24 protein-coding genes are annotated in these 26,660 nt (G+C 71.4%); 10 read left to right on the top strand and 14 right to left on the bottom strand.

Going from position 1 to position 26,660, the window contains the following annotated elements; genetic code table 11:
- A partial coding sequence (locus D6689_05415; GenBank protein ID RMH43360.1) for a hypothetical protein occupies positions 1–741 on the top strand: 741 nt, incomplete at its 5' end.
- A gap of 36 nt (positions 742–777) precedes the next feature.
- Here D6689_05415 and D6689_05410 read toward each other — a convergent pair.
- Both D6689_05410 and D6689_05405 read right to left on the bottom strand, forming a co-directional pair.
- The gene (locus tag D6689_05410) at positions 778–1,584 is read right to left on the bottom strand and encodes a glutamate racemase (protein ID RMH43359.1); all 807 of its coding nucleotides are present in this window, start codon (positions 1,582–1,584) and stop codon (positions 778–780) included.
- A 107-nt stretch (positions 1,585–1,691) separates the two neighbouring features.
- Complete coding sequence (locus tag D6689_05405) at positions 1,692–1,871, bottom strand: hypothetical protein (protein RMH43358.1); 180 nt, start codon at positions 1,869–1,871, stop codon at positions 1,692–1,694.
- A gap of 54 nt (positions 1,872–1,925) precedes the next feature.
- Here D6689_05405 and D6689_05400 point away from each other — a divergent pair, with 54 nt between their 5' ends.
- On the top strand, positions 1,926–2,975 hold the full coding sequence (locus tag D6689_05400; GenBank protein ID RMH43357.1) for an HD domain-containing protein: 1,050 nt from the start codon (positions 1,926–1,928) through the stop codon (positions 2,973–2,975).
- Between the two features lie 688 nt (positions 2,976–3,663).
- On the opposite strand, the gene D6689_05395 is transcribed toward D6689_05400, so the two are convergent.
- The 3 genes from D6689_05395 to D6689_05385 form a co-directional block, all read right to left on the bottom strand.
- Positions 3,664–5,790, bottom strand: coding sequence for a response regulator (locus D6689_05395; protein RMH43356.1), 2,127 nt, complete (start codon positions 5,788–5,790; stop codon positions 3,664–3,666).
- 78 nt (positions 5,791–5,868) lie between these two features.
- Positions 5,869–6,339 (bottom strand): hypothetical protein, encoded by a 471-nt coding sequence (locus D6689_05390; protein ID RMH43355.1) that lies wholly within the window; start codon positions 6,337–6,339, stop codon positions 5,869–5,871.
- An 82-nt stretch (positions 6,340–6,421) separates the two neighbouring features.
- On the bottom strand, positions 6,422–8,509 hold the full coding sequence (locus tag D6689_05385; protein ID RMH43362.1) for an EscV/YscV/HrcV family type III secretion system export apparatus protein: 2,088 nt from the start codon (positions 8,507–8,509) through the stop codon (positions 6,422–6,424).
- A gap of 115 nt (positions 8,510–8,624) precedes the next feature.
- On the opposite strand from D6689_05385, the gene D6689_05380 reads away from it, so the two are divergent.
- The 5 genes from D6689_05380 to D6689_05360 all read left to right on the top strand — a co-directional run bounded on the left by D6689_05380 (position 8,625) and on the right by D6689_05360 (position 14,061).
- Complete coding sequence (locus D6689_05380) at positions 8,625–9,767, top strand: AAA family ATPase (protein RMH43354.1); 1,143 nt, start codon at positions 8,625–8,627, stop codon at positions 9,765–9,767.
- A gap of 55 nt (positions 9,768–9,822) precedes the next feature.
- Positions 9,823–11,085, top strand: a complete 1,263-nt coding sequence (murA, locus tag D6689_05375) for a UDP-N-acetylglucosamine 1-carboxyvinyltransferase (GenBank protein RMH43353.1) — start codon at positions 9,823–9,825, stop codon at positions 11,083–11,085.
- A 123-nt stretch (positions 11,086–11,208) separates the two neighbouring features.
- Positions 11,209–11,832, top strand: a complete 624-nt coding sequence (locus tag D6689_05370; GenBank protein RMH43361.1) for an ATP phosphoribosyltransferase — start codon at positions 11,209–11,211, stop codon at positions 11,830–11,832.
- Positions 11,833–11,845: 13 nt separating this feature from the next.
- On the top strand, positions 11,846–12,538 hold the full coding sequence (locus D6689_05365) for a hypothetical protein (GenBank protein RMH43352.1): 693 nt from the start codon (positions 11,846–11,848) through the stop codon (positions 12,536–12,538).
- 62 nt (positions 12,539–12,600) lie between these two features.
- Positions 12,601–14,061, top strand: coding sequence for a hypothetical protein (locus D6689_05360; GenBank protein RMH43351.1), 1,461 nt, complete (start codon positions 12,601–12,603; stop codon positions 14,059–14,061).
- A gap of 96 nt (positions 14,062–14,157) precedes the next feature.
- Here the strand turns inward: D6689_05360 and D6689_05355 are convergent, their stop codons facing one another.
- Complete coding sequence (locus D6689_05355; protein RMH43350.1) at positions 14,158–16,323, bottom strand: FHA domain-containing protein; 2,166 nt, start codon at positions 16,321–16,323, stop codon at positions 14,158–14,160.
- A gap of 107 nt (positions 16,324–16,430) precedes the next feature.
- Here D6689_05355 and D6689_05350 point away from each other — a divergent pair, with 107 nt between their 5' ends.
- Positions 16,431–17,132: an FAA hydrolase family protein gene (locus tag D6689_05350; protein ID RMH43349.1), complete on the top strand. Its 702-nt coding sequence runs from the start codon at positions 16,431–16,433 to the stop codon at positions 17,130–17,132.
- Positions 17,133–17,138: 6 nt separating this feature from the next.
- On the top strand, positions 17,139–17,630 hold the full coding sequence (gene folK / locus D6689_05345) for a 2-amino-4-hydroxy-6-hydroxymethyldihydropteridine diphosphokinase (GenBank protein ID RMH43348.1): 492 nt from the start codon (positions 17,139–17,141) through the stop codon (positions 17,628–17,630).
- Here the strand turns inward: folK and plsY are convergent.
- The 8 genes from plsY to D6689_05305 all read right to left on the bottom strand — a co-directional run bounded on the left by plsY (position 17,609) and on the right by D6689_05305 (position 24,430).
- A complete protein-coding gene (plsY, locus tag D6689_05340; GenBank protein RMH43347.1) occupies positions 17,609–18,208 on the bottom strand; it encodes a glycerol-3-phosphate 1-O-acyltransferase in 600 nt (199 codons plus the stop codon). The genes folK and plsY overlap by 22 nt on opposite strands.
- A complete protein-coding gene (locus tag D6689_05335; GenBank protein RMH43346.1) occupies positions 18,205–18,906 on the bottom strand; it encodes a bifunctional phosphoribosyl-AMP cyclohydrolase/phosphoribosyl-ATP diphosphatase HisIE in 702 nt (233 codons plus the stop codon). The genes plsY and D6689_05335 overlap by 4 nt, the downstream gene beginning before the upstream one ends.
- The gene (gene hisF / locus D6689_05330; GenBank protein RMH43345.1) at positions 18,903–19,694 is read right to left on the bottom strand and encodes an imidazole glycerol phosphate synthase subunit HisF; all 792 of its coding nucleotides are present in this window, start codon (positions 19,692–19,694) and stop codon (positions 18,903–18,905) included. Before hisF ends, D6689_05335 begins: the two co-directional genes overlap by 4 nt.
- The gene (hisA, locus tag D6689_05325) at positions 19,688–20,401 is read right to left on the bottom strand and encodes a 1-(5-phosphoribosyl)-5-[(5-phosphoribosylamino)methylideneamino]imidazole-4-carboxamide isomerase (GenBank protein ID RMH43344.1); all 714 of its coding nucleotides are present in this window, start codon (positions 20,399–20,401) and stop codon (positions 19,688–19,690) included. The genes hisF and hisA overlap by 7 nt, the downstream gene beginning before the upstream one ends.
- Positions 20,398–21,003 (bottom strand): imidazole glycerol phosphate synthase subunit HisH, encoded by a 606-nt coding sequence (hisH, locus tag D6689_05320; GenBank protein RMH43343.1) that lies wholly within the window; start codon positions 21,001–21,003, stop codon positions 20,398–20,400. Before hisH ends, hisA begins: the two co-directional genes overlap by 4 nt.
- Before the next feature lie 3 nt (positions 21,004–21,006).
- Entirely contained in the window at positions 21,007–21,609 is a 603-nt protein-coding gene (gene hisB, locus D6689_05315) for an imidazoleglycerol-phosphate dehydratase HisB (GenBank protein ID RMH43342.1), read from the bottom strand.
- A 99-nt stretch (positions 21,610–21,708) separates the two neighbouring features.
- Positions 21,709–23,886 carry a hypothetical protein gene (locus tag D6689_05310; GenBank protein ID RMH43341.1) on the bottom strand — a complete coding sequence of 726 codons (2,178 nt, stop codon included), beginning with the start codon at positions 23,884–23,886 and terminating at the stop codon, positions 21,709–21,711.
- On the bottom strand, positions 23,879–24,430 hold the full coding sequence (locus D6689_05305; GenBank protein RMH43340.1) for a hypothetical protein: 552 nt from the start codon (positions 24,428–24,430) through the stop codon (positions 23,879–23,881). The genes D6689_05310 and D6689_05305 overlap by 8 nt, the downstream gene beginning before the upstream one ends.
- A gap of 81 nt (positions 24,431–24,511) precedes the next feature.
- On the opposite strand from D6689_05305, the gene D6689_05300 reads away from it, so the two are divergent.
- Positions 24,512–26,551 (top strand): hypothetical protein, encoded by a 2,040-nt coding sequence (locus D6689_05300; GenBank protein RMH43339.1) that lies wholly within the window; start codon positions 24,512–24,514, stop codon positions 26,549–26,551.
- The last annotated feature ends 109 nt before the right edge of the window (positions 26,552–26,660 follow it).

Below are 26,660 nucleotides of genomic sequence, written 5' to 3'. Positions count from 1 at the left end.
GCGGCCGCGCTGTTCATCGTCCGAGACAACCTCGCGTTCGGCTGGAAGGGGTTCGGCCCCAACGTGAACCGGGACCGCATCGAGGCGCTACTCATCCCACTGGCGTCGCCGTCGGTATTGCAGGCGGCGCTGGATACCGACGACCGGTTCTACATGGGACCGGTCGCGCCGTCTTCGTTGCATAGACATCTATCCAAGGTGCTGCGGTGCCCACCTCCGTCGCACGCTGCGGTCGCGGGGATCGCGATCGGATCGCGCATCGTCAACATCCTGTATGGACATCGCGCGGACGGCCGAGCGCTGCCCGACGACGCAGCCCACGCGCTGCGCGCACTCGCCCGCGCCGCTGCGCACGCGTACGTGCGACTGATCGCGGTATCGAAGAAGGCGCGGCGCCCCGCGCGGGCGTCATCGGAGGTCGCGGCCGACGACGACGCGGGCGGCGCGGCGGAGGTCGCCCCCGCCGACGACAAAGACAGCCTGGCGGCGGGCGACGCGGCCGCCGACGACGCGGGCGGCGCGGCGGCGGGCACCGCGGCCGCCGACGACGCGGATGGCGTGGCGGCGGGCGACGCAACGGAACCGACGACCTCCTCGGGCACGCCAGATGCAGCGGACGCGGCGGCCGGCACCGCCCCGCGCGACGCGGCAACGAACGCTCCGCTCGCCCCCGCCGCGCGGGCGAAGAAGCGCAAACGGACACCTCCGAGCCGCGCCCGCAAACGCCGCAAACGCACGTAATTTACTCGGGACCGCGGCGCGGTGGCGGCGGGCACCCTACAGGTCCGCAAGGTCGTACGACGCCAGCGGCTCCCCCAAAAACCGCGGCGCCAGTTCGTCGAGTCGAGATGCGTCGGTCACGAAGCAGCGCAGTGCGCCGGCCGCCGTCCGGTCGCGCGCGCGGTCGCCGACCGCCGCGATCGCCGCCTCGGCCATCGCCGTCGCCGAATCGACGATCGCGACCTCGCGGCCCGCGAGCGCGGTCGCCACCGCGGTGATCGGTTGCCGAAGCAACGGATAGTGGGTACAGCCGAGCACCAGCGTGTCGATGTCCGGATCGCGACGCCACAGTTCCTCCAGGTAGCGCCGCGCGACCGCCTCGACGATGTCGCCGTCGACCCAACCTTCCTCGGCGAGCGGAACGAATAGCGGACACGCGACCGACGTGACCACCGCGCCGCCGTCGATCGCGGCGATCGCCTGCTCGTAGGCGCCGGACCGCACGGTCGACAGCGTCCCGATCACGCCGATGTGGCCGCCGCGCGACGCGGCGACCGCACTGCACGCCCCCGGCTCGACCGCGCCGATCACGGGAACCGCGGTTGCTGCGCGCAGCGCGCCAAGTGCGGTAGCCGACGCGGTATTGCACGCGACCATCACGAGTTTGACGCCGCGCGCGAGCAAAAACCGCTGGCACGCCTCGGCATAGCGGACCACGGTGCGCGGGCTCTTCGTACCGTAGGGCACACGAGCGGTGTCGCCGAGGTAAACGATCGACTCACCCGGCAGCGCCGCGCGCAGCGCCGCGACCACCGTGAGGCCGCCGACGCCCGAGTCGAACACGCCGATGGGGTCCCCCGCCATGGGTGACAAAGGCTACCGCGACCGCGATCCGTGTCCCACATCGCCGCCGTGCGGACCTGGCGCACCGGCGGATCGATCTGCCACCCTCAGGGCGCGCACGGTCGGCGTCACGCGCGCGCGGTTCCGCCGGCTGCGTCCCGCGCCACCTCGCGCACAGCTTCCTCGTACAGCCACACAAGCTGCAGAAACGTAGCGGGTTTGTCGGGAAGGGCCGCGTACACGTCGGCAATGCCGGGGAACGTCTGATCGGCCAACGCGAGGTGTCTTTCGGTGATACGGCCCTGCACGCGCCCCTTTCAAGCAAGGATCGCGCCAGCCCATGTCAGCTTGACGCGAGGGCCATGCGCGGCTACACGGGGATCGCCGTGGATCGCCGCATCGCCACGTTGTTCGAATCGCCGAACGCGCCCGATCTTGCCTCGCGCACCGCCGCACTCATCGATGCCGATCCGGCCGCCGTGCTGGCGATCGCGACGCACATCGGGGCCACCGGCGCCGCGCCCCCGCACGCCGTGACCCGCGCCTGCCGCGCCCGGGTTGGCGAGACCGCGCGCCTCGACGGTGTCGCACTGCGCGAGGCGATCGAGCCGGCGCTGATGGGCCGCGACGTCGATCGGGCGCTTCAGTGGCTCTACGACATCGGCTTTACCGCGTTGCACTTGCCCGAGCTGGACGCGACCAAAGACCTCGCGCAAGAGGGCGGCCGCCGCCACAAAGACGTGTGGGAACACACGAAGCTCGTCGTAAAACAGTCGGTCCGCCGGCCGGCGGTGCGCTGGGCGGCGCTGCTGCACGACATCGGCAAAGTCCCCACCCGCACGTTCACGCGCAACGGCGTCCACTTTCACGGCCACGCAGAGGTCGGAGCGCGCATGTTCGACAAGATCGCGCGGCGGATCGTGTTCGACAAACCGACGCGCAAAAAGATCCGCTTCCTGATCAAACATCACCTCCGGTCGAACCAGTACAGCGCCCAGTGGACGGACAGCGCCGTGCGCCGGTTCGCCCGCGAGATGGACGAGCATCTCGTCGACCTGCTCGACCTGTCGCGCGCCGACATCACGTCCAAGCGGCCCGGGCGCCGCCAGGCGCTGCTGCGCCAGATTTCGGAATTGTCGGCCCGCATCGACCGCATTCGCGCCGAGGACGCCAAGGTACCTCCGCTGCAAAAGGGCATCGGCACGGCGCTGATGGCGCACTTCGGCCTGCCGCCATCGCGACGAATCGGCGATCTCAAGCGGGCGCTCGAAGCGGCGATCGAGCGCGGCGAACTCGAGGCCCGCCGCGAAGACGCCTACTACCTCGCGTGGCTCGAACGATCCGGCCTGGTCGACGATGTGATCGGCGCGCGGGCTGGCGCCGCGCGCGGCGCCGACGGCGCGCACGACTAGGAGGCTGTTGCTCATAGGCGCGGGCGACGCCCTACTGGCGGCCGGCCCGGCTCGGGCGGCGCCGCCGCGACGGCTGCGGCGTGGTCCACTCCTCCAGTGCCGGCTCGGTCGTCTCGGGCGGGGCCGGGTCGCCGTCCGTCCGGGCGAGGTACGCCTGCACGCTCTCGACGATGCCGGCAGCTGCGTCCATGCTGCACGATCCCCTTGCGAACGCCGGGCCAACGCATCCCGCTCGCAATTTCACGCCGTTCGATGACGTCCCCGGCGCATCCGTCGGCGGCCTTGACGAAACCGACGGCCACCGCCACGGCCGCCCCACCCTCATGGGGGCGACCGCCCGCCGCCGAGGACCGCTTGTCGCCCGCGGACGGTCGAATCGCGCCGGTCGAGCCGTGGAAGGCCTCGTGAGGCGAGCCCGCGAGCCGCGCGTCGTGCCGATTGGCCGGCCGCGCGCCCGGCGACCGACGACCTCGCCGGGGGCGACGGGTCCGCCGGGCACGATCTCCGAGCCGACCAGCGCTCGACGAGGCCGGCGGAAGGGCCGGTGCCGGCGGACGGCCCCGGGCCCAGCGGGCCCGCCCGTCGGGGGCACGATCCGGCGGGTACCCGGGTACCGAACGCGCCGGCGCCCCCATGTCGGCCGCGCGCACGCCGGCGACGCACCCCCGGACGCCCCCCGCCCGGCGACTCAGTTGCGCCAGGCAGCCGGGCCGAGTTCCGTGTCGTCGATCGCGCGCGACAGAGCCGCTTCCAGGTCGGCCAGTCGCAACGGCTTGGCGACGAAGTCGTTCATCCCGGCGGCTTCGCAGCGCTCGCGATCTCCGGGCATCGCGTGGGCGGTGAGCGCGACGATGTAGGGCTGGACGTCGTCGCGAAATTGCGCGCGAATGCGGTGCGTGGCCTCGATGCCGTCCATGACCGGCATGTCGACGTCCATCAGCACGATCGGGTATGCGTCCCGCGCGACCGCTTCGACGGCTTCCTGTCCATTGGATGCAAATGCAACCGTACAACCGAGCCGTGCAAGTAGCCGCTGCACCAACTGGCGGCTGGTTTCGTCGTCCTCGGCTACCAGCACGCGCAGCCCCTGCAATGTCGGCCGCGGCGCACGCGCGGCCGCAAACGTGCGGCTGGCGTTGCGCGCCACCTCGTCGTCGGGCGCGCGCTCCAGCGGCAGCGTGACGGAGAACGTGGTTCCGCGTCCCGGCTCGCTCGCGACTTCGATCACGCCGCCCATGAGTTCGACGAGTTGCTTGCTGATCGCAAGCCCGAGCCCGGTGCCGCCGTATTTGCGCGTCGTCGAGCTGTCGGCCTGGACGAACGGACGGAACAGCTTGCGCTGGACCTCCGGCGGAATGCCGACGCCCGTGTCCTCGACGTCGATGCGGACCACTCCGCGGTCGCCCTCACCGCCGATGCAGCGCACGCGCACCACGACGCTGCCGCGGTCCGTGAATTTGATCGCGTTGCCCACCAGGTTGGTGATGATCTGGCGCAGGCGCTTCGGGTCGGCGAGCACCGCCGGGCGGATGCATTCGTCGATGTCGCAGCGCAGGACCAACCCCTTGGCCTCCGCGTCCGGCTGGAACATGCGAACCGTGTTGCGGACGACGTCGCCCAAGTCGACCGCAATCCGCTCGAGCGTGAGACCGCCCGATTCGATCTTGGAGAAATCGAGGACGTCGTTGATGATCTGCGTGAGGTGGCGTCCCGACCGGCCGATCGTCTCGACGAAGTGGCGCTGCGTCTCGTCGAGCTCGGTCCCGGCCAACAGCTCGTTGAACCCGAGCACCGCGTTGAGCGGCGTACGGATCTCGTGGCTCATGATCGCCAAGAACCGCCCTTTGGCCTGTGCTGCCGCCTCTGCTTCCCGGCGCGCGCGCTCCAGCTCTTGCTCGGCAAGTCGGCGCGCGGTCGCGTCGTCGATCATGGCGACGAAAGACGGCCGTCCGTCCAGGTCCCGGACCGACGACAGCGTAAGCTGTCCCCACACGGATGCACCGCCCGACGGCTGGACGAGCCGCACTTCGCCCTGGTAGTGCTCGCACCGTCCGGACGCCAGCTCCGCAAGCAGTCCGTCGTCGATTCGATCGTCGGGGTGGACGACCGAGTCGATCGGTTGCCCGGCGAGCGCGTCGCGCGGAACGTCGAGAAGGCGGGCGAGCGCGTCGTTGACCTCGATGATCGAGCGATCTTCGCGGAACCGAACCATGCCCAGCGCGGATGCTTCGAACATCGTACGAAACAGCGCCTCGCTCCGCGCCAGCGCCTCCGCCTGCCGCCGCGCCTCGTTGCGCTCGCGCTCGATGGCGACGAGCTGCTGGCGGATGACGCGCGCGACCAGCACGGACCCGAGCAGCGCACCGGCCTCGAGGGCGATCTCGCGCGCCGTCACGAGGGACGCCGGCAACAGCCACAACGCGACCCCCGTCGCGATGCCCGCGATCCCGACCGCAACCGCCTGGGGCACGGTGCCCCACGGCATGACGACGGCGATCGCCAGGCTCGCGAGGATCATGGTGATGCCCATGCGCAGCGGATCGATCTGGACGACACCGACCGCGGCGATCGCAGCCGCTGCCATCGCAAACTCGACGAGGGTGATCCCCACGACGAGCCGCGCTGATCGAGCGAGCCACAGCGCCCCGAGCCCGGCGAGTACGAGCGCCAGGTGGGCCAACTGGATGACCGCAACGGTGTTGACCCGGCCGTTCATCCACACTTCGCCCGCCAGAAGCAGAACGATCGTGACCGCCAGACCTATGTGGACGAGGCGCGCTCGCTCGCGTAGCAGCCTCTCCATCGTGTCCCCCATCGCGAGTCGACAGTATATGCCGTCCGTGTCCCCGGTCGATACTCGTCCGACCGCGACACCGACCGACGGCGGTCGCGCCTACCAGCTCGCGCGCACGGTCGCCGCCGCGACGACATGCAGCGCCGGGCCGCCGCCGCCGGCGAGCAGGTAGGCTGCCAGGTCGCCGCCGACCGCCAGCGGACCGACGACGCCGACCTGGGTCTGCACGCCACCGCCGGCGCCAGCGCGGATTCCCTCCGGGTCCGCCACCGCGGCCGCCAGCTCGCCGTGGAACGCGACGTGCAGATGGGGGCGAGTCGCCGCCGCGGTGTAGGTCGCGCCCGCGGCGACGAGCGCCGCGCACGGCCCCGGCACGCCCCCGAAGTAGGCCGCGCGCACACCCCATCGGCCCCATCTGCCGCCGGGATAGACCTCCGCTTCCGCCGCCGGTCCCCGCGCGCCCCCCACGAGCGCGCCGTAACCGCCGATCCCCGCGGCAACATGAATCCCGTCGTCCGCCCCCGCCGGCACGGGCGACACGGCCGTGACGACGGCGGCAGCCGCGATCATGCGCCGTACCGACGCCATCGCGCGCGCCCGTGCATGACGGCGGCCGCACCGAGTCGCCCGCGCGCAGGCCCCCGCGCGGCGATCACGGCGACACTCGGCCGACCGGCTGTATGTTGACGTCGGGCCGCAGATCCTGGAACGACAGCACGACCACATCCGGCAACTCGATCTCGATGAGCCGGCGCACGTAACGGCGGACCTCCATCGTCGTGAGCACGATTGGCGGCGGCGCGTCGGGGCCCAGCGAGGCGAACGCCTTGCGGAAGGCCGCGAGAATGTCTGCCGCCGTCTGCGGGTCGAGCGCGAGGAAGCTCCCGGTCGCGGTCTTCTGGATCGCGCCGCGGATCGTGTCCTCGATCATCGGATCGATGAGCCACGCGACGAGCGTGCCGTCCGGCGCGAACTCGTGCGTGATGTGGCGCGCGAGCGCGCTGCGAACGTATTCGGTGAGGATGACTGGATCCTTTTCGTTCGGCGCCCACTCGGCCATCGCGTGCAGGATGGCGCGCAGGTCGCGAATCGAAATTTGCTCCTCGACGAGGCGGCGCAAGACTTCGGCGAGCAGGTGCGCCGACGCCACCTTGGGCACCACTTCGGCCACGAGCGCCGGTGCCGTCTTCTCCAGTTCGTCGAGCAGCGCCTGCGTCTCCTGGATGCCGATGAACTCGTGAGCGTACTTGCGCAGGGTGCTCGCAACCGTCATCGCGAGCACCTGGGCGGGCGTCCACGCGGTGAGCCCGGCCTGCTGCACCACGCCAGCGGCCGCGACCGGCACAGCGGTGATCGTCCGGCCGCTGATCGGGTGCGGCGCCGCCTCGGCCGGGACGTTGAGCACGGCGACCCGGTCCGGCTCCTCGTCGACCAGGCACACGTCGGTGCGCACGGTGCCCTGGTGCATCGGCAACTCCGCGATCCGCACGACAAATCCGTTCGGCGGCAACGCCGGGACGGTGCGCGCGCGCACTCCGGGCAGTACGACACCGAGATCGCGGTACAGCGCCCGGCGAATCTGTGGAATCGTCTCCGTAAAGAAGGAGCCCTCCGTATCGGTCGCCCCGACGGCCGCGGCCAGGTCGGGAGCCAGCTCGATCGCGGCGGGCACGATGCCGGTGGGCGCGAACGCGTCCGCGGCACCCGGCCGCCCCCCCCGCGCGCGGCGGCCAGCCGCGACCGCGGGCGCGGGCGCGCCAGCAGCCGCCCCGTCACCGGCGGCCGCCTCGCGCATGCGCAGCGAGTACGCCAGCGCGCCGGTGCCCGCCGACAGCAACAGGAACGGCACGGTCGGCAGCCCGGGAATGATCCCCAGAAGCGCGAGCAACACGGCCGCCACGGCGATCGCCTTGGGTTGCGCCAGCACTTGCGTGACGATGTCGTGGCCCAGGTGTGCCCCCTCGTCTTCGCTCGCCACCCGCGTGACGATCATGCCGGCGGACAGCGAGATGACCAGCGCCGGAATCTGTGACACCAGCCCGTCGCCGATCGTGAGCACGGTGTACTTCGCCGCGGCGTCGCCCGCGCTCATGCCCCGCATGACGACGCCGATGATCAGCCCGCCTACGATGTTGATGACCGTAATCAGGATGCCGGCGATCGCGTCGCCCTTGACGAACTTCATCGCGCCGTCCATCGACCCGTACATCTGCGACTCGCGCTGCAACGCGGAGCGCCGCCTCTGCGCCTCGGCCTGGTCGATGTTGCCGGCGCGCAAGTCGGCATCGATCGACATCTGCTTTCCGGGCATCGCGTCGAGGGTGAATCGCGCCGCGACTTCCGCGACGCGCTCCGAGCCCTTGGCGATCACAATGAACTGAATCAACGTGAGGATGAGGAAGATGACCGCGCCGACCACGATGTTGCCGGCGACGACGAACTGTCCGAACGACTCGATCACTTCGCCCGCGTAGCCGTCCCGCAAGATGAGCCGCGTCGTGGACACGTTCAGGCCCAGGCGAAACAGGGTCGTGACCAACAAGATGGTGGGAAATGCGGCGATACGCAGCGCGTCGCCGATGTAGATCGACACCATCAGCAGGACGACCGCCAGCGTCACGTTCAAGCTCAACAGGATGTCGAGCAAAAACGTCGGCAACGGGACGATCATCATGCCGATGATCGAGACCACCAGACCCGCCAGGACCAGGTCGGCGTGCTTGCGGAAGACCGCCCCGATGTTGCCCCGGCCGAGTTCCGCGAGGACCGATGTCGACTCTCCGCTCACGCCGGCAGACCTTAGCGAAAACGTGCGCGTGCGCGCGAGAGCGTGCTAGCGTTTCCGGAGTCGCCCGATGGACACGACGCGCAAAATCCGCAAGCCAGGCCTCGAGCATTTCATCAAATTCGTCCGCGATCTCCCAGACTTGCCCCCGGCCGAGATCTTCGCCGAGCTCGACCGGCTCGGCTACCGCGGGCAGGAATCCGCCCGCCGCGCCGTTTGCCTGATGGCGTACCGGCACGTACGCCGTATCAAGCGCATCTACCTCGACGGCGTACCGCGCGACCAGGTGCCGGCCAAGACCAACTACTTGCTGGTCGGGCCGACCGGCTGCGGAAAGACCCACCTGGTCGAGCTGCTGTTTCGCTCCATCCTCAAGCTGCCGACCGCGCTCGTCGACATCACCACATACTCCGAGACGGGCTACGTCGGCCAGGACCCGAGCACCATCCTCACGCGCCTGCTGCACGCGGCTGACGACAACCCGATGCTCGCCTCCATCGGCATCATCTGCCTGGACGAGTTCGACAAACTCGCGTCCGGCCAGAACAACGCGATCTTCGCAGGCGCGGGCACGACCAAGGACGTCACCGGCATGGGCGTGCAGCGCGAACTCCTCAAGATGCTCGAGTCGTCCGAGGTGGTCGTGCCGCTCGAACTGACCCATTCGACGTATGGCGATCACATCGTGCTGTCGACCGCCGACATTGCATTCGTCGCGGCCGGCGCGTTCTCGGGGTTCAAGCACGTCGCCCAGCGGCGCGGCGCGTCCGACTCGATCGGCTTCGGCCGCAGGCCGCCTATTCGCGGCGCATCGCCCGACCAGATCGCGGTCGACTTCACCCACGAGGAGGTCGAGAGCGTCGCCAACTTCCAGGCATACGGTTTTCTGCCCGAGCTGGTCGCACGATTTACGCGCGTGATCCCATTTCAGGCGCTGTCGGCCGACACGCTCAAAGCGATCCTCGACCACGACGTCATCCGCCGGATCACGAGCGAGTTCGAACACGAAGGCTACGAACTCGTGGTGGACGAGGACGTGCTCGATCACATCGTCGGGCTGGCGCTCAAGCGAGAGACCGGAGCGCGCGGTCTCGCGTCGACGCTCACGCGCCACCTCGAAGAGGCAGCGTTCGCGTGCTTCGGCCGCGGCGCCGAGGGCCGCGTGCGCGTCACGCTGGACGGCGACGACATCCGTGTCGACGTGGACGAGTAGACTGGCGTGACGGCGGAGGCACCAGGCGAGACGGTACGCGGACCCGGGGGCGGCGGTGGATAAGATCGTCGTCGAGGGCGGCCGGCGTCTCGAGGGAACGGTGCGCGTAAGCGGCGCCAAGAACGCCGCGTTGCCGCTGATGGCGTCGACGCTGCTGACCGGTGGCCCGTGCGCGTTGCGCAACGTGCCGGCGCTCGACGACGTGCGCACGATGGCCAAGCTGCTGCGGCACCTGGGATGTCAAGTGGACGCCGACGGACCGGACGGGATGCAGATCTCGCCGCCGCGCGATCGCGAGGCGCGGTGCGAGGCGCCGTACGAGCTGGTCAAGACGATGCGCGCGAGCGTGCTGGTGCTCGGGCCGCTCGTGGCGCGATACGGCCGCGCGCGGGTGTCGCTACCCGGCGGCTGCGCCATCGGCGCGCGCCCGATCGACCAACACCTCAAAGGCCTCGAGGCGCTCGGCGCGCGCGTGTCGCTGTCGCACGGCTACGTCGAGGTGGATGCCCCCCGTTTGTCGGGCGCGCGCATCGTGTGCGACATCCCGACCGTCACCGGCACCGAGAATCTGATGATGGCCGCGGCGCTCGCGCGCGGTCACACCGTCATCGAGAACGCCGCGCGCGAACCGGAGGTGGAGGACCTGGCGCGCGTGCTCAACAAAATGGGCGGACGCGTACAGGGAGCCGGCACCACGGAAATTCACATCGAGGGAGTCGACGAACTCCACCCGATCGAGCACGCGATCATCCCCGATCGGATCGAAGCCGGTACGTTCATGGTGGCCGCCGCGATCACGCGTGGCGACGTGCTGGTCGACGGCGCGGCGCCGGAGCACCTCGACGCAGTGATCGCAAAGCTCCGCGCTGCCGGCGCGACGGTGACAACCGAGGAGCGCGGCATCCGCGTGCGGTGCGACGGGGCGCTGCGGCCGGTCGACATCATGACGCAGCCGCACCCGGGCTTCCCTACCGACATGCAGGCGCAGTTCATGGTGCTCGCGTCGCAGGCGGACGGCCAGAGCGTCATCCAAGAGGCGATCTTCGAAAACCGGTTCATGCACGTGCCGGAACTGTGCCGAATGGGCGCGGACATCCACGTGTCGGGCCGCATGGCGGTCATCCGCGGCGGCCGGCCGCTGTCGGGCGCGTCGGTCATGGCGACAGACTTGCGCGCGTCGGCGAGTCTCGTGCTCGCGGGCCTGGTCGCCGACGGCAAGACCGAGGTGTTGCGCGTTTACCATCTCGACCGGGGCTACGCGCGCATCGAGGAGAAGCTGGCGCCACTCGGTGCGCGGATCGCGCGCTGCAAGGCATGACGCGGGCCGTGCGCGAAGCCACCGGCGCAGCAGCGCTGCCGTGGCCGCGCGAAATGCGGTACGGTCGGCGGCCCCGTGGGAGCGAAACCGAGACACCGCCCGCCGGCGGCGCGCACTCGCCCGCTGGTGATCGCCATTCCGAAGGGTCGCGTACTCGCGCAGGCCATCGACCTGTTGCGCCGCGCCGGCTACGCGGTCGGCGACGGCATTCGGACATCTCGGCGGCTCGTGCACGACGCCGGGCCGCTGCGCCTGCTGGTGTTGCGCGGCCAAGACGTCCCCACCTACGTCGACTACGGCGCCGCTGACGTCGGCATCGCCGGCAGCGACGTGCTCGACGAGCAGGGACGCGACCTGTACGAGCCACTCGACCTCGGCATCGGCCGGTGCCGCATGGTCGTCGCCGAGGCCGTCGACGCGCCGGTTGTCGACGCGGCGCCCATTCACATGCGGGTCGCCACGAAATATCCCAACCTGACGCGCCGGCACCTGCAGGCGCGCGGAATTACCGCGGAGATCATCAAGCTGTCCGGGTCGATCGAGTTGGCGCCGCTACTCGGGCTGGCGCACCGCATCGTCGACCTCGTGGAAACCGGCGAGACGCTGCGGCAAAACGGCCTGCGCGAAGTCGAGACGATCGCGGACGTGTCCGCGCGCCTCGTGGTCAATCCGGCACGCCTCAAGTTGCGCACAGACCAGATTTCCGAGTTGATCGATCGGCTCGAGTCGACGGCTGGTGTACCCTGATCGGTAGCGGCAGATGATTCGGGATCTGCGGGAGCTCATCGCGAAGGACCTGCGCCGACATCCGCGAGTGGCGTACCAGGGGCTTTTCGCCGAGCCCGAGGCGGCCGTCCGACTTGCCGAGGCGCTCCCGCCGCTCACGCCGTTCCGCACCCCCTACCACGGCTGCATCGCCGTGGTCGACTGGGACCACCGGCTACCGTCGACGGCGCTGGCCTTGCGCGTGTACGCCTACTACGACGCGGACACGCTCGCGGCAGGGCACGAGGCATTCGACGACCGGCTGGAAGCGATCGGCGCGCGCGACCGCTACCCCGAGTTCGACGTGCCCGACTTCGACGACATCGCGGCCGACGAGGCGTACGAAATCGAGCTCACGCCCACGGGCAAGGTGGGCAGCGCGCGGCTCACGTCGGCGTGGCGGCGCGAGATCGGGCGCGACGACGCGCGCCGCGCCGTCTCCATCGCGTCGCAGTCGGCGCCGTATCGGACACTGGCGGCGAGCGCGTCGCGGCGGCCGCCCCACCTGGGCGACCTCGAGGCGGTGTCGTGGACGCCGCCGTGCGAGTCCGGCCACGCCCGCTGGACCCTGGACGTGTGGTACCTGCTCGCGTTCGACGGCCGCGTCGGCACGGGCCGCAGCTTCCTGGTCGACCTCGACGCGGGCGAGGTCGTCACGGTGCGCGACTTCTCCGTGCGCACGGCCTGACGCCGCGGACGGGCGCCCGTGCGGGATCCGCCGGAAATCGGCTATACCTCGCCGCTGGCGGCATGACTCCTCCATCGCAGATCCGCGGCCAGGTCAACCGCGGGCTCGCCTGGGTCGGCGCGGCCAGCTCCGCCGTCGCGGCGCTGGACGTCGTGGCGCTGTTCCTCATCAACGCGCTGTTTCTCGAGCCGCACCAACTCGGCGCCGCGGTCTACGCATTCGCGCTGTTCCCGGCGCTCGACCTTGCCACCGATCTGGGGCTCGCGTCGGCCGTGGTGCAGCGCGACGATCCGACCCCCGACAAGCTGTCCACCTTGTTCTGGCTCAACCTGGCGATGTCGCTCGCGCTCGCCGCGGCGCTATGGCTCGCGATCGGCCCGGCCCTCGCGGCCCTGCTCGCCACGCCGGTGGTCGCCAGTCTGCTGGGCGTCTACGGGTTCAAGCTGATCTGGCAGAACAGCTACTACATCCCCTACGCGCTGCTCAAACGCGAGCTGCGGTTCAAGGAGCTGTCCCTCATTCGCATCGTCGCGAACGTCGCCGAGTTCGGCGGCAAGATCGGGGTCGCGGCAGCCGGCTACGGACCATGGGCATTCGTCGCCGGGCCGCTGTGCCGCGTGCTCGTCACGGGGATCGGCGTGCAGATCGTCCACCCGTGGCGGCCGCGGTTCGTCCTGCGACTGCGCGAGGCGGCCGACTGGTTGTGGTTCGGGTTCAAGTCGTCGGCCCACCGCATCCTGTTTTACGTGTACACGAACGTCGACTACTACGTGGTCGGGTACTTGTTCGGATCGCACGCGGCGGGCGTCTACGCCAACGCGTATCTGATCGTGCTCGAGCCGGCGAGGTTCATCTCTGAAGTCATCCAGAACACGGCGTTCCCCGCGTTCTCGCGGCTCAAGCACGCCGGCGCCGCGCTCGTCGACCAGTTCGTGTCACTGCTGCGCATGAACATGGTCGTCATGTTCGGTTTTGTCGGCATCGTGTTCGTCACGGCCGACGATCTGCTGCGCATCATCGGGCCCGAGTGGGTCGAGGGCGCCGCCGCGGCGCGCCTGCTGTGCTTCGTCGGCGCGCTCCGCGGGCTGTCGTTCGTCGTGCCGCCGCTACTCGACGGAACCGGTCATCCGGGCAAGACCCTGCTGTACACGATCGTGGCGGCCGTCACCGTACCGAGCCTGTTTTGGCTGTTCGGCGTCGCGCTCGGCGACCGATTCGGCTACCTGTCGATCGCGATGGCATGGGCCGCCGGCTATCCGATCGCGTTCTGCGTGTTGTTCGCCCTCGGTCTCGGCGTCCTGAGGTTGCGCGCGCGGGCGCTCGCCGCGCGCGTCGGGCCGATCGTCGGCTGGGCGGCACTGGCCACCGGCGCGTCCGCCGCCGTGCACGCCGCCACGGCCCCCCTGCCGCCGGCGGCGCGTGTCGCCATCGCGGCGGCGGTATCGCTCACGACCTTCGCCATCCTGCTCGCGCGGTTCGAGGGGATGACGTGGCGCGCCATCGCCGCCGCCTTGCGCGAGTGACGTTGCGCGCCACCGCCGTCCCGCGCGGCCCGGCATGGTCCGCGCGTATGCCGGTCCGGCGTCCGCCGGCCGCGGCGCCCGGGACCGCGCCGCACGTCACTCGTCGTCGTCGCGCGGCGGCTTGGTCGCATTGAGCGCCGCGTACGCCTTCGCGTACCACGGACTGTCCGGCGGCACGATGCGGAGTACTCGCTTGAGATAGCCGGACGCCTTCGCGGGATTCGCCTTGCGGAGCCGTACGCCTTCCTGGTACAGCCCTGCGGCCACGCGCTCGAGTCCCCTACGGACGCGCGCGACCATCGGATCGGCGCCGGCACCGTAGTTGACCGCCGCATCGCAAGCTCGCTTGGCCGCCTCGTACTTCTTTTGCGCCATGAACGATGCGGCCGCGCGCGGCGCGACCTCACCGAGTTGCAGTCGGATGTACCGGGCGTGGGCTCCCCCGCCGGATCGGCGATCGATCGTGAGCGCCTTGCGGTACGCGGCCATCGCGGCAGGCGGGTTCGACGCTTTGCTCCGCTCGGCGAGCGCAAGCTGAGTGCCGACTGCCGCGTAGTCGTCCGCGAGCCGCTCGATCTCCGCCCGGTCGCCGCCCGCCCGCCCGGCGACCTCCCGCAGCGAAGCGGCGGCGGCCGCGAACTTCTTGCCCTTGTATTGCGCCAGGGCGCGCGCGCGCGCGGACGCGACGGCGCGCTCCGGCGACGGTGCGCGCTCGACCGCGCGGCGCGGCGGCGACGAACGCTTGCCGACCCTGCGCTTCGGCGGCGCGCGCTTTTTCCCGTTGCGCCGCGGCGGCACGCGCTCGGTCCGCTTGCGCGCTGGCGGCTCGATGGCGCGAGGGGGCGTCGCGATCGCGCGCTTGACCGCCGCGTCGGGAGCGGCGACCGCGGGCGCCGCGTCCGGCGCCGGCACCGCCACGACCGGCAACGGCGTGCCCGCGTCGGCGAGCACGAGCGGCGTGACGGCCGGCGTCGCTCGCGGCGCGCCCGCGTCCGGCGCCGCCGCGGTGGGCGCTGCCACCGACCGCGCGGCTGTGATCGCCGCACCGATTCCGAGCATCTCGCCGGCGGCGCTCACTCCGGCCTTGCGCGCCGGCGCGTCGCCCGACAACGCGATGCCAATCGCGGTGAGCGCGACGAGCGCGCCCGCCACGCCGGCCCCGATCCACAGCCGCCGCCGCCGCTCCTCTTCGGGCGTGAGCTGCGGCGCGTCGGGGATGCGCGGCACCGGCATCGTCGGCAGGGCGCCCGCCGGCTCGGGCAATCCCGACAACGCACCGTGGGCGGACTCGCGCCGGCGCACCGGCCGCGACGCGGGCAGCGGCACGGACGCCCGCGCGGGCGCGAACGCCGGGGCTTGCGTCGGCAGGGCTGCGCGCACCCGCGCTCCGGACGGCAACGGCAGCTTGCCTCCCGCAGCCGCCGGCGCGCCCGCTTCGATCGTCTTTGCGTCCTCGTCGAACTCGGCAGCCTCCGCCGCGACGCCGCCGTCGGCTTGCGGACACTCGAACCGCAACAGCGTGTTGCCGATTTCGATCTGGTCTCCGCTCGACAGCCGCGCGACTTCCCGGCGCTCGTTGTTGACCAGCGTGCCATTGCCGGATTTGTGATCGCGCACGACGAATCCGGCGCCGTCGAACTCGATCGACATGTGCCGCCGCGACACGGCGATGTCGGTGAGGACGATGTCGTTGTCCACGCCCCGGCCGACGGTCGTGCGCGCGGAGTCGATCGCGAACTCGCGTCCTCGATCGTTGCCGCCGATCACGATGAGGCGGGCGTGCAGCGCGATCCGCGTCGGCTTGTTGTCCTCCTCGTCGGCCGCGGCCGCGCGCGCCTGCTGTCGCGCTCGCTCACGTTGAGCGCGCTGGTCGACCGTCGGTTCGTCGATCGTCGACAGCCCGGCATCGGCCGCCGACGCGCTTAGGTCACTCGATCCGATGGCCAGCCGATTGGGCGGCGGCGATCCGGTCGTCGTCTCCTCAATCGTCTCGGCGTCGAGCCCGCGCTCGATCGTCCCGGCGACCGAGTCGGCATCGGCGATGTCGGCCGCAGCGCGCCGCAGCAGCGCGCCGCCACCCTCCTGGACGGTGCGCTCTTCCCAACGGTCCGGGGTCGCGCGCCGCGGCGGGCTCGGCGGCCCGCCATCGACGGTGGTCTTCTCGTCGTCGTCCACGCCGCCCCCCGCCGGCGCCCCGCCCGGGGACGCGCCCCCCGGCGCCGGGACGTGGCCCAGCGCAGTCGGCCGGCGAGACGAGGCCATCGGTAAAAAAGTGTAGCGGAGCGTCCGTCCGGGGTGCAACCGACGACCGTGTAGGTGCACGTAGGTGAGCGGAGCCGACGCCGTCGGGTCGCGCCCGGGACGCCGCGGTGGGCCGCGCGCGCGCCGCGGTGTATAACGCGCGCGTGCGCCTGCCGCTGTATCGCGACGGTTCCTCTGGGCCGACGGACTTCGACCTCGCGCCGTCGAAAATTGTCGGTGTCGGCGTCAACTACCGCGCACACGCCCGCGAGATGGGCAAACAGCCCCCCGACGAGCCGCTGATCTTCTTGAAAGCGCCGTCGGCGGTCGTCGGCTCGGGCGATCCGATCGCATTGCCGGCCGGCTTCGAGCGGATCGACTACGAGGCGGAACTCGGCGTCGTGATCAGCCGTCGCGCGCGCCGCGTCCCGGCCGACTGCGCAGCCGACTTCATCCTCGGCTACACATGCGTCAACGACGTCACGGTGCGCGATCTGCAGCGGCGCGACGGCCAGTGGACGCGCGCCAAGGGGTTCGACACCTTCTGCCCGATCGGCCCGTGCATCCGCGGCGGCCTCGATCCGGCGAACCTACGGGTGCGCAGCCGGGTCAACGGCGAACTCCGGCAGGACTCGACCACGGCGGACCTACTCTTTCCGGTCGCGCAGCTCATCGAGTTCATCACCGCCGTCATGACGCTCGAACCCGGCGACGTGATCACGACCGGCACGCCGTCTGGCGTCGGCCCCCTCGCGGCCGGCGACGTGGTCGAGGTGGACATCGACGGCATCGGCGTGCTCCGCAACCCGGTCGTGGCCGCGCCGGCGTGACGACGCGTGGCCGAGACGGTCTATATCGGCCTCGGCGGCAACCTCGGCGACCCCGCGGCGGCGGTGCGCGCCGCGTTCGCCCGGATGCGCGCGTGGCGGTTCGCGGGCGATGCGGCGCTCAGCCCGCTGTACCGGACGGCGCCAGTCGGTCCAGTGCGCGACCAGCCGGCGTTCATCAACGCGGTGGCGCGCATCGCGGTCGACGGCATCCAACCGGAGGCTTTGTTGATGCGGTTACAACGGTTGGAGCACGCGTTCGGCCGCCGGCGCGACCGTCCGCAGGGGCCGCGCACGCTCGACCTCGACCTGCTGCTGTTCGGCGACCGACGCATCCGATCGCCCTCCCTCGTGGTGCCGCACCCGCGCATGACCGAGCGCGCCTTCGTGCTGCGGCCGCTGGCGGACGTGGCGGGCCCCGATCTGATCGTGGAGGGTCGCCCGATCGCGGCCTGGCTGGCCGACGTCCGCGACCAGCTCTACACGCGATGTTCTGCGTGACGCACGAGCCGCGCGACGTTGTCGCGGTGCTTGACGGCGATGAGCGCGACGGCCGCACCCGCGAGGGCGATCGTCGGCACGCCGTATCCGCGCAGCCACAGCAGCGGCACGAACGCTGCGGATGCGGCGAGCGAGCCGACCGATGCGATGCGGAACGCGGCGTACAATGCGATCCACAGCGCCGCCGCGAGGGCAGTCACGTCCGGCGCCAGCACCGCGAACACGCCCAGCGACGTCGCGACGCCCTTGCCGCCGCGAAACCCGAGCCACACGGGAAAGCAGTGGCCGGCGATCGCGGCGAACCCGGCGGCGGCCACCGCCACCGGGTCCGCGAGCCCGCGGGCCTGCAACCACAGGCCCGCGGCAGCCGGCGCCGCGCCTTTGGCCGCATCCGCGACGAGCACCGCGACGCCGACGCGCTTGCCGAGAGCGCGCGCGACGTTGGTCGCGCCGATGTTGCCGCTGCCGACGGCGCGCAGATCGACTCCCCGCGCGCGCGCCACCAACACGCCGGTCGGAATCGACCCGGCGAAGTAGGCGATGGCGACGAGGGCCGCGCTGGCTACCAGCGGGGTCATCGGGACCGCGCGGCCTTCTCCGCGATACCGCTCGTGCCGAAACGCCGGTCGAGTTCGCGCAGTACGCGCTCCGGATCGACGGAGCGCGCCGCGAGCCCGACGAGGCAGTGAAACCACAGGTCGGCGGTTTCCGACACCAACCGCTCCTCGTCGCCCGCGGCCAGCTCGTCGACCAACTCGCCCGCCTCCTCGACGATCTTCGCCGCGATCGCGCCCGGTCCCGCGTCCATCAGTCGCTTGCTGTAGCTCGTGTCGGCCGAGCCGCGATCGCGCCGATCTGCGAGCACGCGCGCCAGCCGATCGAGCACAGAGCCGGGCGGCCCGCCGTCACCGGTCGGGCCGCGATCGCCCGGCGCGCGCGCCGCCGCTTCGCTGGCCGCGCCGCCGCCGGCCAGGTCGACCGGTCGAAAGAAGCACGACCGCGCGCCGGTGTGGCACGCGGGGCCGGCCGGTTCGACCAGCGCCAACACCGTATCGCCGTCACAATCGACCCGCAGCTCGCGGACGCGCAGCGTGTTGCCAGACGTCTCGCCCTTGCGCCACAGGGTGGCGCGCGACCGCGAATAGAAGTGAAGCTCCCCGGTCTGCAGCGTGCGCGCGAACGCCTCGGCGTTCATCCACGCGACCATCAACACGTGCCCGGTGGCGGCGTCTTGCGCCACCGCGGGTACCAACCCTCGGTCGTCGTACGCGATCATCGCTCCTCCCGCCCGCCGGCCGGCGTCGCAACGGGACGGACCGGGACGCCGTGGCGGCGCAGTACGTCTTTGGCCTCGGCGATCGTATGCCGGCCGTAGTGAAAGATCGAAGCGGCGAGCACGGCGTCCGCGCCGCCGTCGGTGAGGCCGGCGACCAGATCGTCGAGCGAGCCGACCCCGCCGGAGGCGATCACCGGCACGGGCACGGCGTCCGCAACGCGCCGCGTGAGTTCCAGATCGTATCCGCGCCCGGTGCCGTCGCGGTCCATGCTGGTGAGCAGGATCTCCCCGGCGCCGAGGGCGACCGCACGGCGCGCCCATTCGATCGCGTCGACGCCCTCCGGCGTGCGGCCGCCGTGGCTGTAGACCTCGTAGCTCCCGTCGGGCTTCCGCTTGGCATCGATCGCCACGACGATCGCCTGCGAGCCGAACCGCCGCGCCGCCTGCGCAATCAGGTCCGGGTCGCGCAGCGCGGCTGTGTTCATCGACACCTTGTCGGCGCCAGCCTCGAGCAACGCGCGCACATCGTCGACCGTCCGCACACCGCCGCCGACGGTGAGCGGCACGAACACGACCTCGGCGGTGCGCGCGACGATGTCGACGATCGTAGCTTTGCCCTCCGGGGAGGCGGAGATGTCGAGGAAGCACAGTTCGTCGGCTCCCTGCGCATCGTAAGCGGCCGCCTGCTCGACCGGGTCGCCGGCGTCGCGCAGGTTCACGAAGTTCGTCCCCTTGACGACACGGCCATCCTTGACGTCGAGGCACGGAATGATCCGTTTGGTCAACATGCCGCCGCGATCGCCTCCTCGAGCGTGAACCGGCCCTCGTACAGCGCCCGCCCGACGACCGCGTATGGGATGCCGCGCGCCGCGAGCGCGCGCAGATCGTCGACGGACGACACGCCGCCGGACGCGATGACCGGAATGTCGACCGCCGCGGCCAGCTCGGCCGTCGCGTCGACGTTCGGCCCGCGGTGCAGTCCGTCGCGCGCGACGTCGGTATACAGCAGCGCCGCGGCGCCCCAGGCGGCCGCTCGCCGGCCGAGGTCGACGGCCGTCGTGTCGGACGTCTCGACCCAACCTTCGATCGCCACGCGGCCGTCACGCGCATCGACGGCGACCACGATGCGCCCCGGGTGCGCGGCGCAGGCCTCCCGCAGCATGTCTGGATCCGTGAGCGCCGCGGTGCCCACGACCGCGTACGCCGCGCCGGCCGCGAGCGCCGCGTCGATCGCAGCCCGCGTGCGCAACCCGCCGCCGACCTGCACCGGCACGGTCGCCTCGGCCAGGATGCGCTCGATCGCGGCGCGGTGGCGCGGCGCGCCGTCGAACGCGCCGTCCAAGTCGACCACGTGAATGCGTTCGGCGCCGGCCTGAGCAAACGCGCGCGCCACCCGCCACGGCTCGTCCGAAAACACGGTGACGTCGTCGCGCCGTCCGGCGCGCAGCCGCACGGCGCGCCCGCCGAGCAAGTCGATCGCCGGAATGACCTTCACGGTGCCTCCACGAAGTTGGCCAGCAGCCGCAGTCCCGCGCGCTGGCTCTTTTCCGGGTGGAACTGGCACGCGAACACGTTGTCCCGGCGCACGGCGGCGCAAAATCGGACGCCGTAGTCGCACTCGAGAGCGACGACGTCCGGATCCTCCGGCACGGCGTAGTACGAGTGCACGAAGTAGAAATACGGCGCGTCGCCGACGCCGTCGACGAGGCGATCCCCCCGGCCGAACACGCGGTTCCAGCCCATGTGCGGAACCTTCATCGCCGGTCGGTCCCGGCGGAACCGGACGACGCGACCGGCCAGCAGTCCGAGACCTGCCGCCCCCGGACTCTCCTCGCTGGCGCCGAACAGCACCTGGAGGCCGAGGCAGATGCCGAGATACGGCCGGCCGGCCGCGATCGCCTCGCGCAGCGCGTCGCCGAGCCCACCGGCGAGCGCAGCGACGCAATCGCCAAACGCCCCCTGGCCGGGCATCACGACGCGGTCTGCGCGCCGTACGACGTCCGGGTCGCCCGTGACGACCACGTCGGCGCCGACCCGCGCGAGCGCCTTCGCGACCGACCGCAGGTTGCCGTAGCCGCTGTCGACGACCGCGATCACCGCCTACGCCGTGAGCGTGCCCTTCGTCGACGGCACGTCGCCGCCGAGCCGCTCGTCGATTTGGGTGGCGCGATCGCACGCGCGGGCGAACGCCTTGAAACACGCCTCGAGGATGTGGTGCGCGTTCTCGCCGTAATGCAGGTTGACGTGCAAGTTGCACTGGGCACGGGCAGCGAACGCCGCAAAGAACTCCTTCGCCAGGTCGCAGTCGAAGCCGCCGACCCACTTGCCCGCGATCGCGCCGACGTGCCACACGAACGCCGGGCGGCCGCAAAAGTCCACCGCACACGACGCAAGCGTCTCGTCCATCGGCACGGTGGCGTCGCCGTAGCGCGCAATGCCCGCGCGATCGCCCAGCGCCTGGCGGAAGGCATCACCAAGCGCGAGGCCGACGTCCTCGACCGTGTGGTGCCCGTCGATCTCGATGTCGCCGCGGGCGTGCACGCGCAAGTCGAACAAACCGTGCCGAGCAAACGCATCGAGCATGTGGTTGAAAAACGGCAACGGCGTGTGGATGTCCCGCACGGCTCCCCCATCGAGGGACAGCGACACGGAGACCGCCGTCTCGCGTGTCGTGCGCTCGACATGGGCCGTCCGTGCGCTCATCCGGCTGTTCTAGCTCGAAATGCGCGCTCCGCGCCAGCCCGTTTCCCGGGCGGCCGGCTTGCCGCCAGGGCGCCGAACGCGCTTCGGCCGCGCCCGCGGTCACGAGTCGGCGACGCCCGTGAGTTCGCGGAAGCGCTCGCGGGCGGCCGTGACCTCCTCGTCGGTCTGTGCGCCGAGGATGCGCAGCGTGGCGCGCTGCTCCGCGCCGGTGTCCTCGTCGCGAGCCGACACGCTGAGCATCGCGCTTTCGTCGACGTGGAACGTCACCGAGATCTTCGCCTGTCCGCGCGGCTTCGGCGGAATCCCGTCGAGCACGAGCGTCCCGAGCACGACGTTTTCGTCGATGCGCCGAGAATCTCCCACGCACACGCGCAGCTCGACCGTCGTCTGACCGTCGACCGACGTCGCGAACCGACGCGTCACGTCGCACGGCACCTGCGTGTGGCGCTCGATCAGCAGGTCGCAGTAGCCGGCGATCGTGCCGACGCCGATGCCCCGCGGCACGACGTCGAGGACGACCGGCGCGCGCGGGGCAGCGGCGGCCGACTCCGGCGCGCCGCCGAGGGGCGCGCCGACGTCCGCCAGTTCGAGCGGAGCCGCGCCGGCGGGAGCGCCGATGCCGGTGTGGTCCAGCTCGTCCCACGACAGGCCGCCCGCCGAGCCGGCGCGCGGCCCCGGCTCGGTGGCTACCTGGGTGTCGTCGCCCGCCGGCGCCGGCGCCGCGCCCGGATGCGTCGCCACCTGGGTATCGACCGCCGTGGCCTCGCCCGTGTCGGCGCGCCGGGCGGCGGGGACGGGCGGCGGAACGGCCTGGGCGACGCGAGTCGCGCGCGGCGGCGCGGTCGCCGGACGCGGCGCGATCCGCGCCAGCGGCGTACCGGCCGGCGGTGGCCGGCGAATGCCTGTCGTCTCCTCGTCGTCCGCGACGATCGTGTCGGGCTCGTCTTCCGGCGAACGGGCCGGCGGCGGTGCGACCCGCGGCCGAGTCGCGCGCGGCGGCGGCGCGATCTTGCGCGCGATCGCGTCCGCCGGCGGCGGCGGCGGCGCGACCGACGCGCCGGCGGGCCGTGCCGCCATCGGCGGCGGCGGCGGCGCGACCGACGCGGCGCGCGCGGTGGGCCTGGCGCCGCGGCTGAGCACCCGTGCGAGCGCGTCGGCCTGAATCGCGGCCCCGATTGCGACCGCCTCGTCCGGGTTGACGTCCGTGCGCGGCGGCCGGCCGAAGAACGCGGCGACGCGCTCGCGCACGTACGGCATCTTGGTCGTGCCGCCGACCAGCAGAACCTCGTCGACCGCCGACACGCCGGCGGCGTTCATCGCCTCGCCGCACACCGGGAACGTCCGGTCGACCAGATCGGCGATCTGCGCCAGGAATTCGTCGCGCGAGATCTCGACGGTCAAGTCCAGCGGTGCGCCTCCGGGGCCGTACGCGATCTCGTCCACCTTGACGACCGCCCGCGACCGGCGAGACAGCTCGATTTTGGTCTGTTCGGCGACGGCGCGCAGCCGCTGCATCGCCAGCTCGTCGCCGCGCAAATCGACGCGCGTGTCGCGAAGGAACTGTTGGACCATCGCGTCGACCAGGCGCTCGTCGATATCGTCGCCGCCGAGGAACGTATCGCCCGCGGTCGACAGCACCTGGTAGACGTCGCCGTCGAGCCGCAAGATCGACACGTCGAACGTGCCGCCGCCAAAGTCGTAGACCGCGACAGTCTGGTGGCCGGTCCGCCCGCGGCCGTAGGCGAGCGCCGCCGCAGTCGGCTCGTTGAGCACGCGCACGACCGTAATGCCCGCAATCGCCCCCGCCGTCGCCGTCGCCGACCGTTGCGCGTCCGTAAAGTTGGCCGGCACCGTGATCACCGCCTGGTCGACCTCGGTCCCGAGCGTCGTCCGCGCGATCGACCGCATGTGGTCGAGGATGATCGCCGAGATCTCCGGAATCGCGAACTCGCCCGCGCGCGTGGCCACGACCGGCTGCTCGTTGACGCCTTCCTTGATCGGGTAGGGCATGCGCGCGGCTGCCGCCTGGACCTCCGTCGACCGGAAAGTCCGACCGATCAGACGTTTCGCCGAATAAATGGTGTTCTTCGGGTCGATGATGCGGCGCTGCTTGGCCGCGGCGCCGACGACGACGGACCCGTTGGGGTGAAACGAGACCACCGACGGCTGGATCTTGATCCCCTTGTCGTCGGCCAACACTTGCGGCTGCCCGTCGACGACGGCGGCGACGACCGAGTTGGTCGTCCCGAGATCGATGCCGATGATGACGTCACTCACGCTCTGACACTCCGGCGAGCACGGAATCGTACCAGCGGTCCAACCCGCGTCGAAACGGCCACATCCAACCGTACGATGGCCCGGTGAACTGCGCGAGAATTTGGCGGCGAAAGCCGGGGTCGCGCACCGCCGCGACCCCGTAGACTTCGGCGGCCGCCCGGATCGTCTCGGCGTACGCCTCGCGCTCGAAGTGCGCGCGAAACCACGCGAGCCCCACCGGCAGCGGCACCAGCAAGTACAGCACCGCCATCAGCGGCACACCGAGGCGCGCGAACTGGCGGAGGTGCACCCGTTCGTGGCGCAGGGTGACGTAGCGCGCGTCGGCCGCGCGGCGATCCCAGTCGGCCGTCACGTACACGGTCGACCCGATCGTGGTCTGGTAGTGCGTCATATACGTCCGCATCCGGCCGGCGGTCGCCACCGCGAGCGCCGCGCCGAGCGCGCGCTGGAGGCGCGATGCGTGCTTGGGCCGGATACGAAATGCCGGAAACTCCGCGCGGATGTCCTCCACGAGTTCGCGGTAGCGGCGCTCTGCAGCGTCCACGCGGCCACCATAGCGCGATCCGTGCGGTACGACAGAGGCTTGCGCCGGCGCCCCGGCCGCGGGTAGGGTCTCGCCCCCGTCGTGAGCCTGAACCCACCGCAGAAACGGGCCGTCGATCACGGCGGCGGCCCGCTGCTCGTGCTCGCCGGCGCCGGCTCCGGCAAGACGCGCGTCATCACCCGGAGGATCGCGCGCCTCATCGAGCGGGGCGTCGCGCCCGACCGCATTTGCGCCGTGACGTTCACCAACAAGGCCGCGGCCGAAATGCGCGAGCGCGTGCGCGCGCTCGTCCGCAGCAGACGGGCGGCCGACGCCCTCACCATCGGCACATTCCACGCGCTCGGGCTGCACATCCTGCGGCAGGAGCGCGCCGCGCTTGGATTCCCCCGCGGGTTCGCGATCTACGACCAGGCCGACCAGCTCGGCACGGTGCGCGAGTTGCTCCGCCACGTCGACGACGCCGGCCGCCGCTACGATGCCAAGGCGGTCCTCACCCGCATCTCGCTGGCGAAAAATGCGTTCATCGCGCCGGAGGAGTACGTGCCGGCGGACGGCGACGACTACGACGCGATCACCGCCGAGATCTATCCGAAGTACCAGCGCGCGCTGCGGGCGTTCGCCGCGGTCGACTTCGACGATCTGATCACGGAGGTCGTCCGGCTGTTCGACCGCGACGCGGACGTCCGCCAACGGTGGGCGACGAGGTTCGACCACGTTCTGGTGGACGAGTTTCAGGACACCAACCGCGCACAGCTGCGCCTCGTGACCCATCTGGTCGCCGCCCACGGCAATTTGTGCGTCGTCGGCGACGACGACCAGTCGATCTACGCATGGCGCGGGGCCGACCCGACCAACATCTTGCAGTTCGAGCGGATGTTCCCGGGCGCAACCGTGATCAAGCTGGAACAGAACTACCGCAGTACGCCGCAGATCCTCGCCGCGGCCAACGCGGTCATCGCCAACAACATCGATCGGCACGGCAAGTCGTTGTGGAGCGACCGGCCGCCGGGCGAACCGATCGATGTCGCCGTCGCCGAACGCCCCGAAGACGAGGCGGCGTTCGTCGCCGACGAGATCGCGCGCTTGCGCGCGGACGGCGCCCGCTACGGCGACATCGCCGTGCTGTACCGGTCGAACGTCCAGACCGCGCCCATCGAGGAAGCCCTGCGCGAGCGGCAGATCCCGTACGCGATGTACGGCGGCCAACAGTTTTTCGAACGCAAGGAGGTCAAGGACGTCATCGCGTACCTGCGCGTCGCGCTCAGCCCGCGCGACGAGATCTCATTGCGGCGCGTGATCAACTACCCGGCGCGCGGCATCGGCGCCACGACCGTCGAGCGCGCCGCCGAGTGGGCGCACGAGCGGCGAGTGTCTCTGTGGACGGCGCTCGTACGGATCGGCGAGGTCGCCGGCGTCAAGCCGGGACCGCGGCGCGCCGTCGACGAGTTCGTCTCCGTGATCGAGGCACTTCGCGCGCGCCTGGACCGGGACGGCGTCGAGGCGGCCACGCGCGCGCTGGTCGACGACATCGACCTGTTCGGCGATCTGCGCGCCGCATCGCCGAGCCTGTCAGCCGCGCAGCGGCGCATCGACAACGTCAACGGTCTGATCCGCGCGCTCGCGCGCCACGCCTCCGCCGGCGGCGACCGCACCGCGCTCGCGGAATACCTTCGGCGCCTCGCGCTCGACGCCAACGACGCCGACGCCGACGCCGCGCCGGCGGGCGACCGTGTGGTGCTCACTACCCTGCACGGCGCCAAGGGGCTCGAGTTTCCGGTCGTGTTCCTCGTCGGCATGGAAGAGGAGTTGCTGCCGCACTGGCGCACGCTCATGCCGACGGCAACCGACGTCGCCGACCCCGAGCACGCCGCCGACGTCGCCGAGGAACGGCGGCTCGCGTACGTCGGCATCACCCGCGCACAGCGCAAACTCTACCTCACGCGTTGCCAGCTGCGCCGCAAGCACGGCAAAGAGGTCCAGCGTGCTCCGTCGCGCTTCCTGCTCGAGATCCCGGCGGACCTGATCGCGAATCGCGACCTGATCGCCGAACGGCGTGCTCCGGTCGACACCGCCGAGCTGCGCGCGTTCTTCCAGGCTTTCGGCCGAAACGCTGGCGACTAGCTGGCGGTTGCGTGGAGGCGCGCCGGCGAGGCTGCGAGAGGCGAGGCGGGAGTCGGCGCGCGCCCGAGGGCGCGTGTTGCCACGCGGCCCCGTAGGCCGCGAGAACCTG

This window comes from Deltaproteobacteria bacterium, assembly GCA_003696105.1.
In the GTDB taxonomy this organism is placed as follows: Bacteria; Myxococcota_A; Polyangia; order Haliangiales; family J016; genus J016.
The sequence above is the reverse complement of the archived record's forward strand: the minus strand, read 5'-3'. Positions and strand labels throughout refer to the sequence as shown.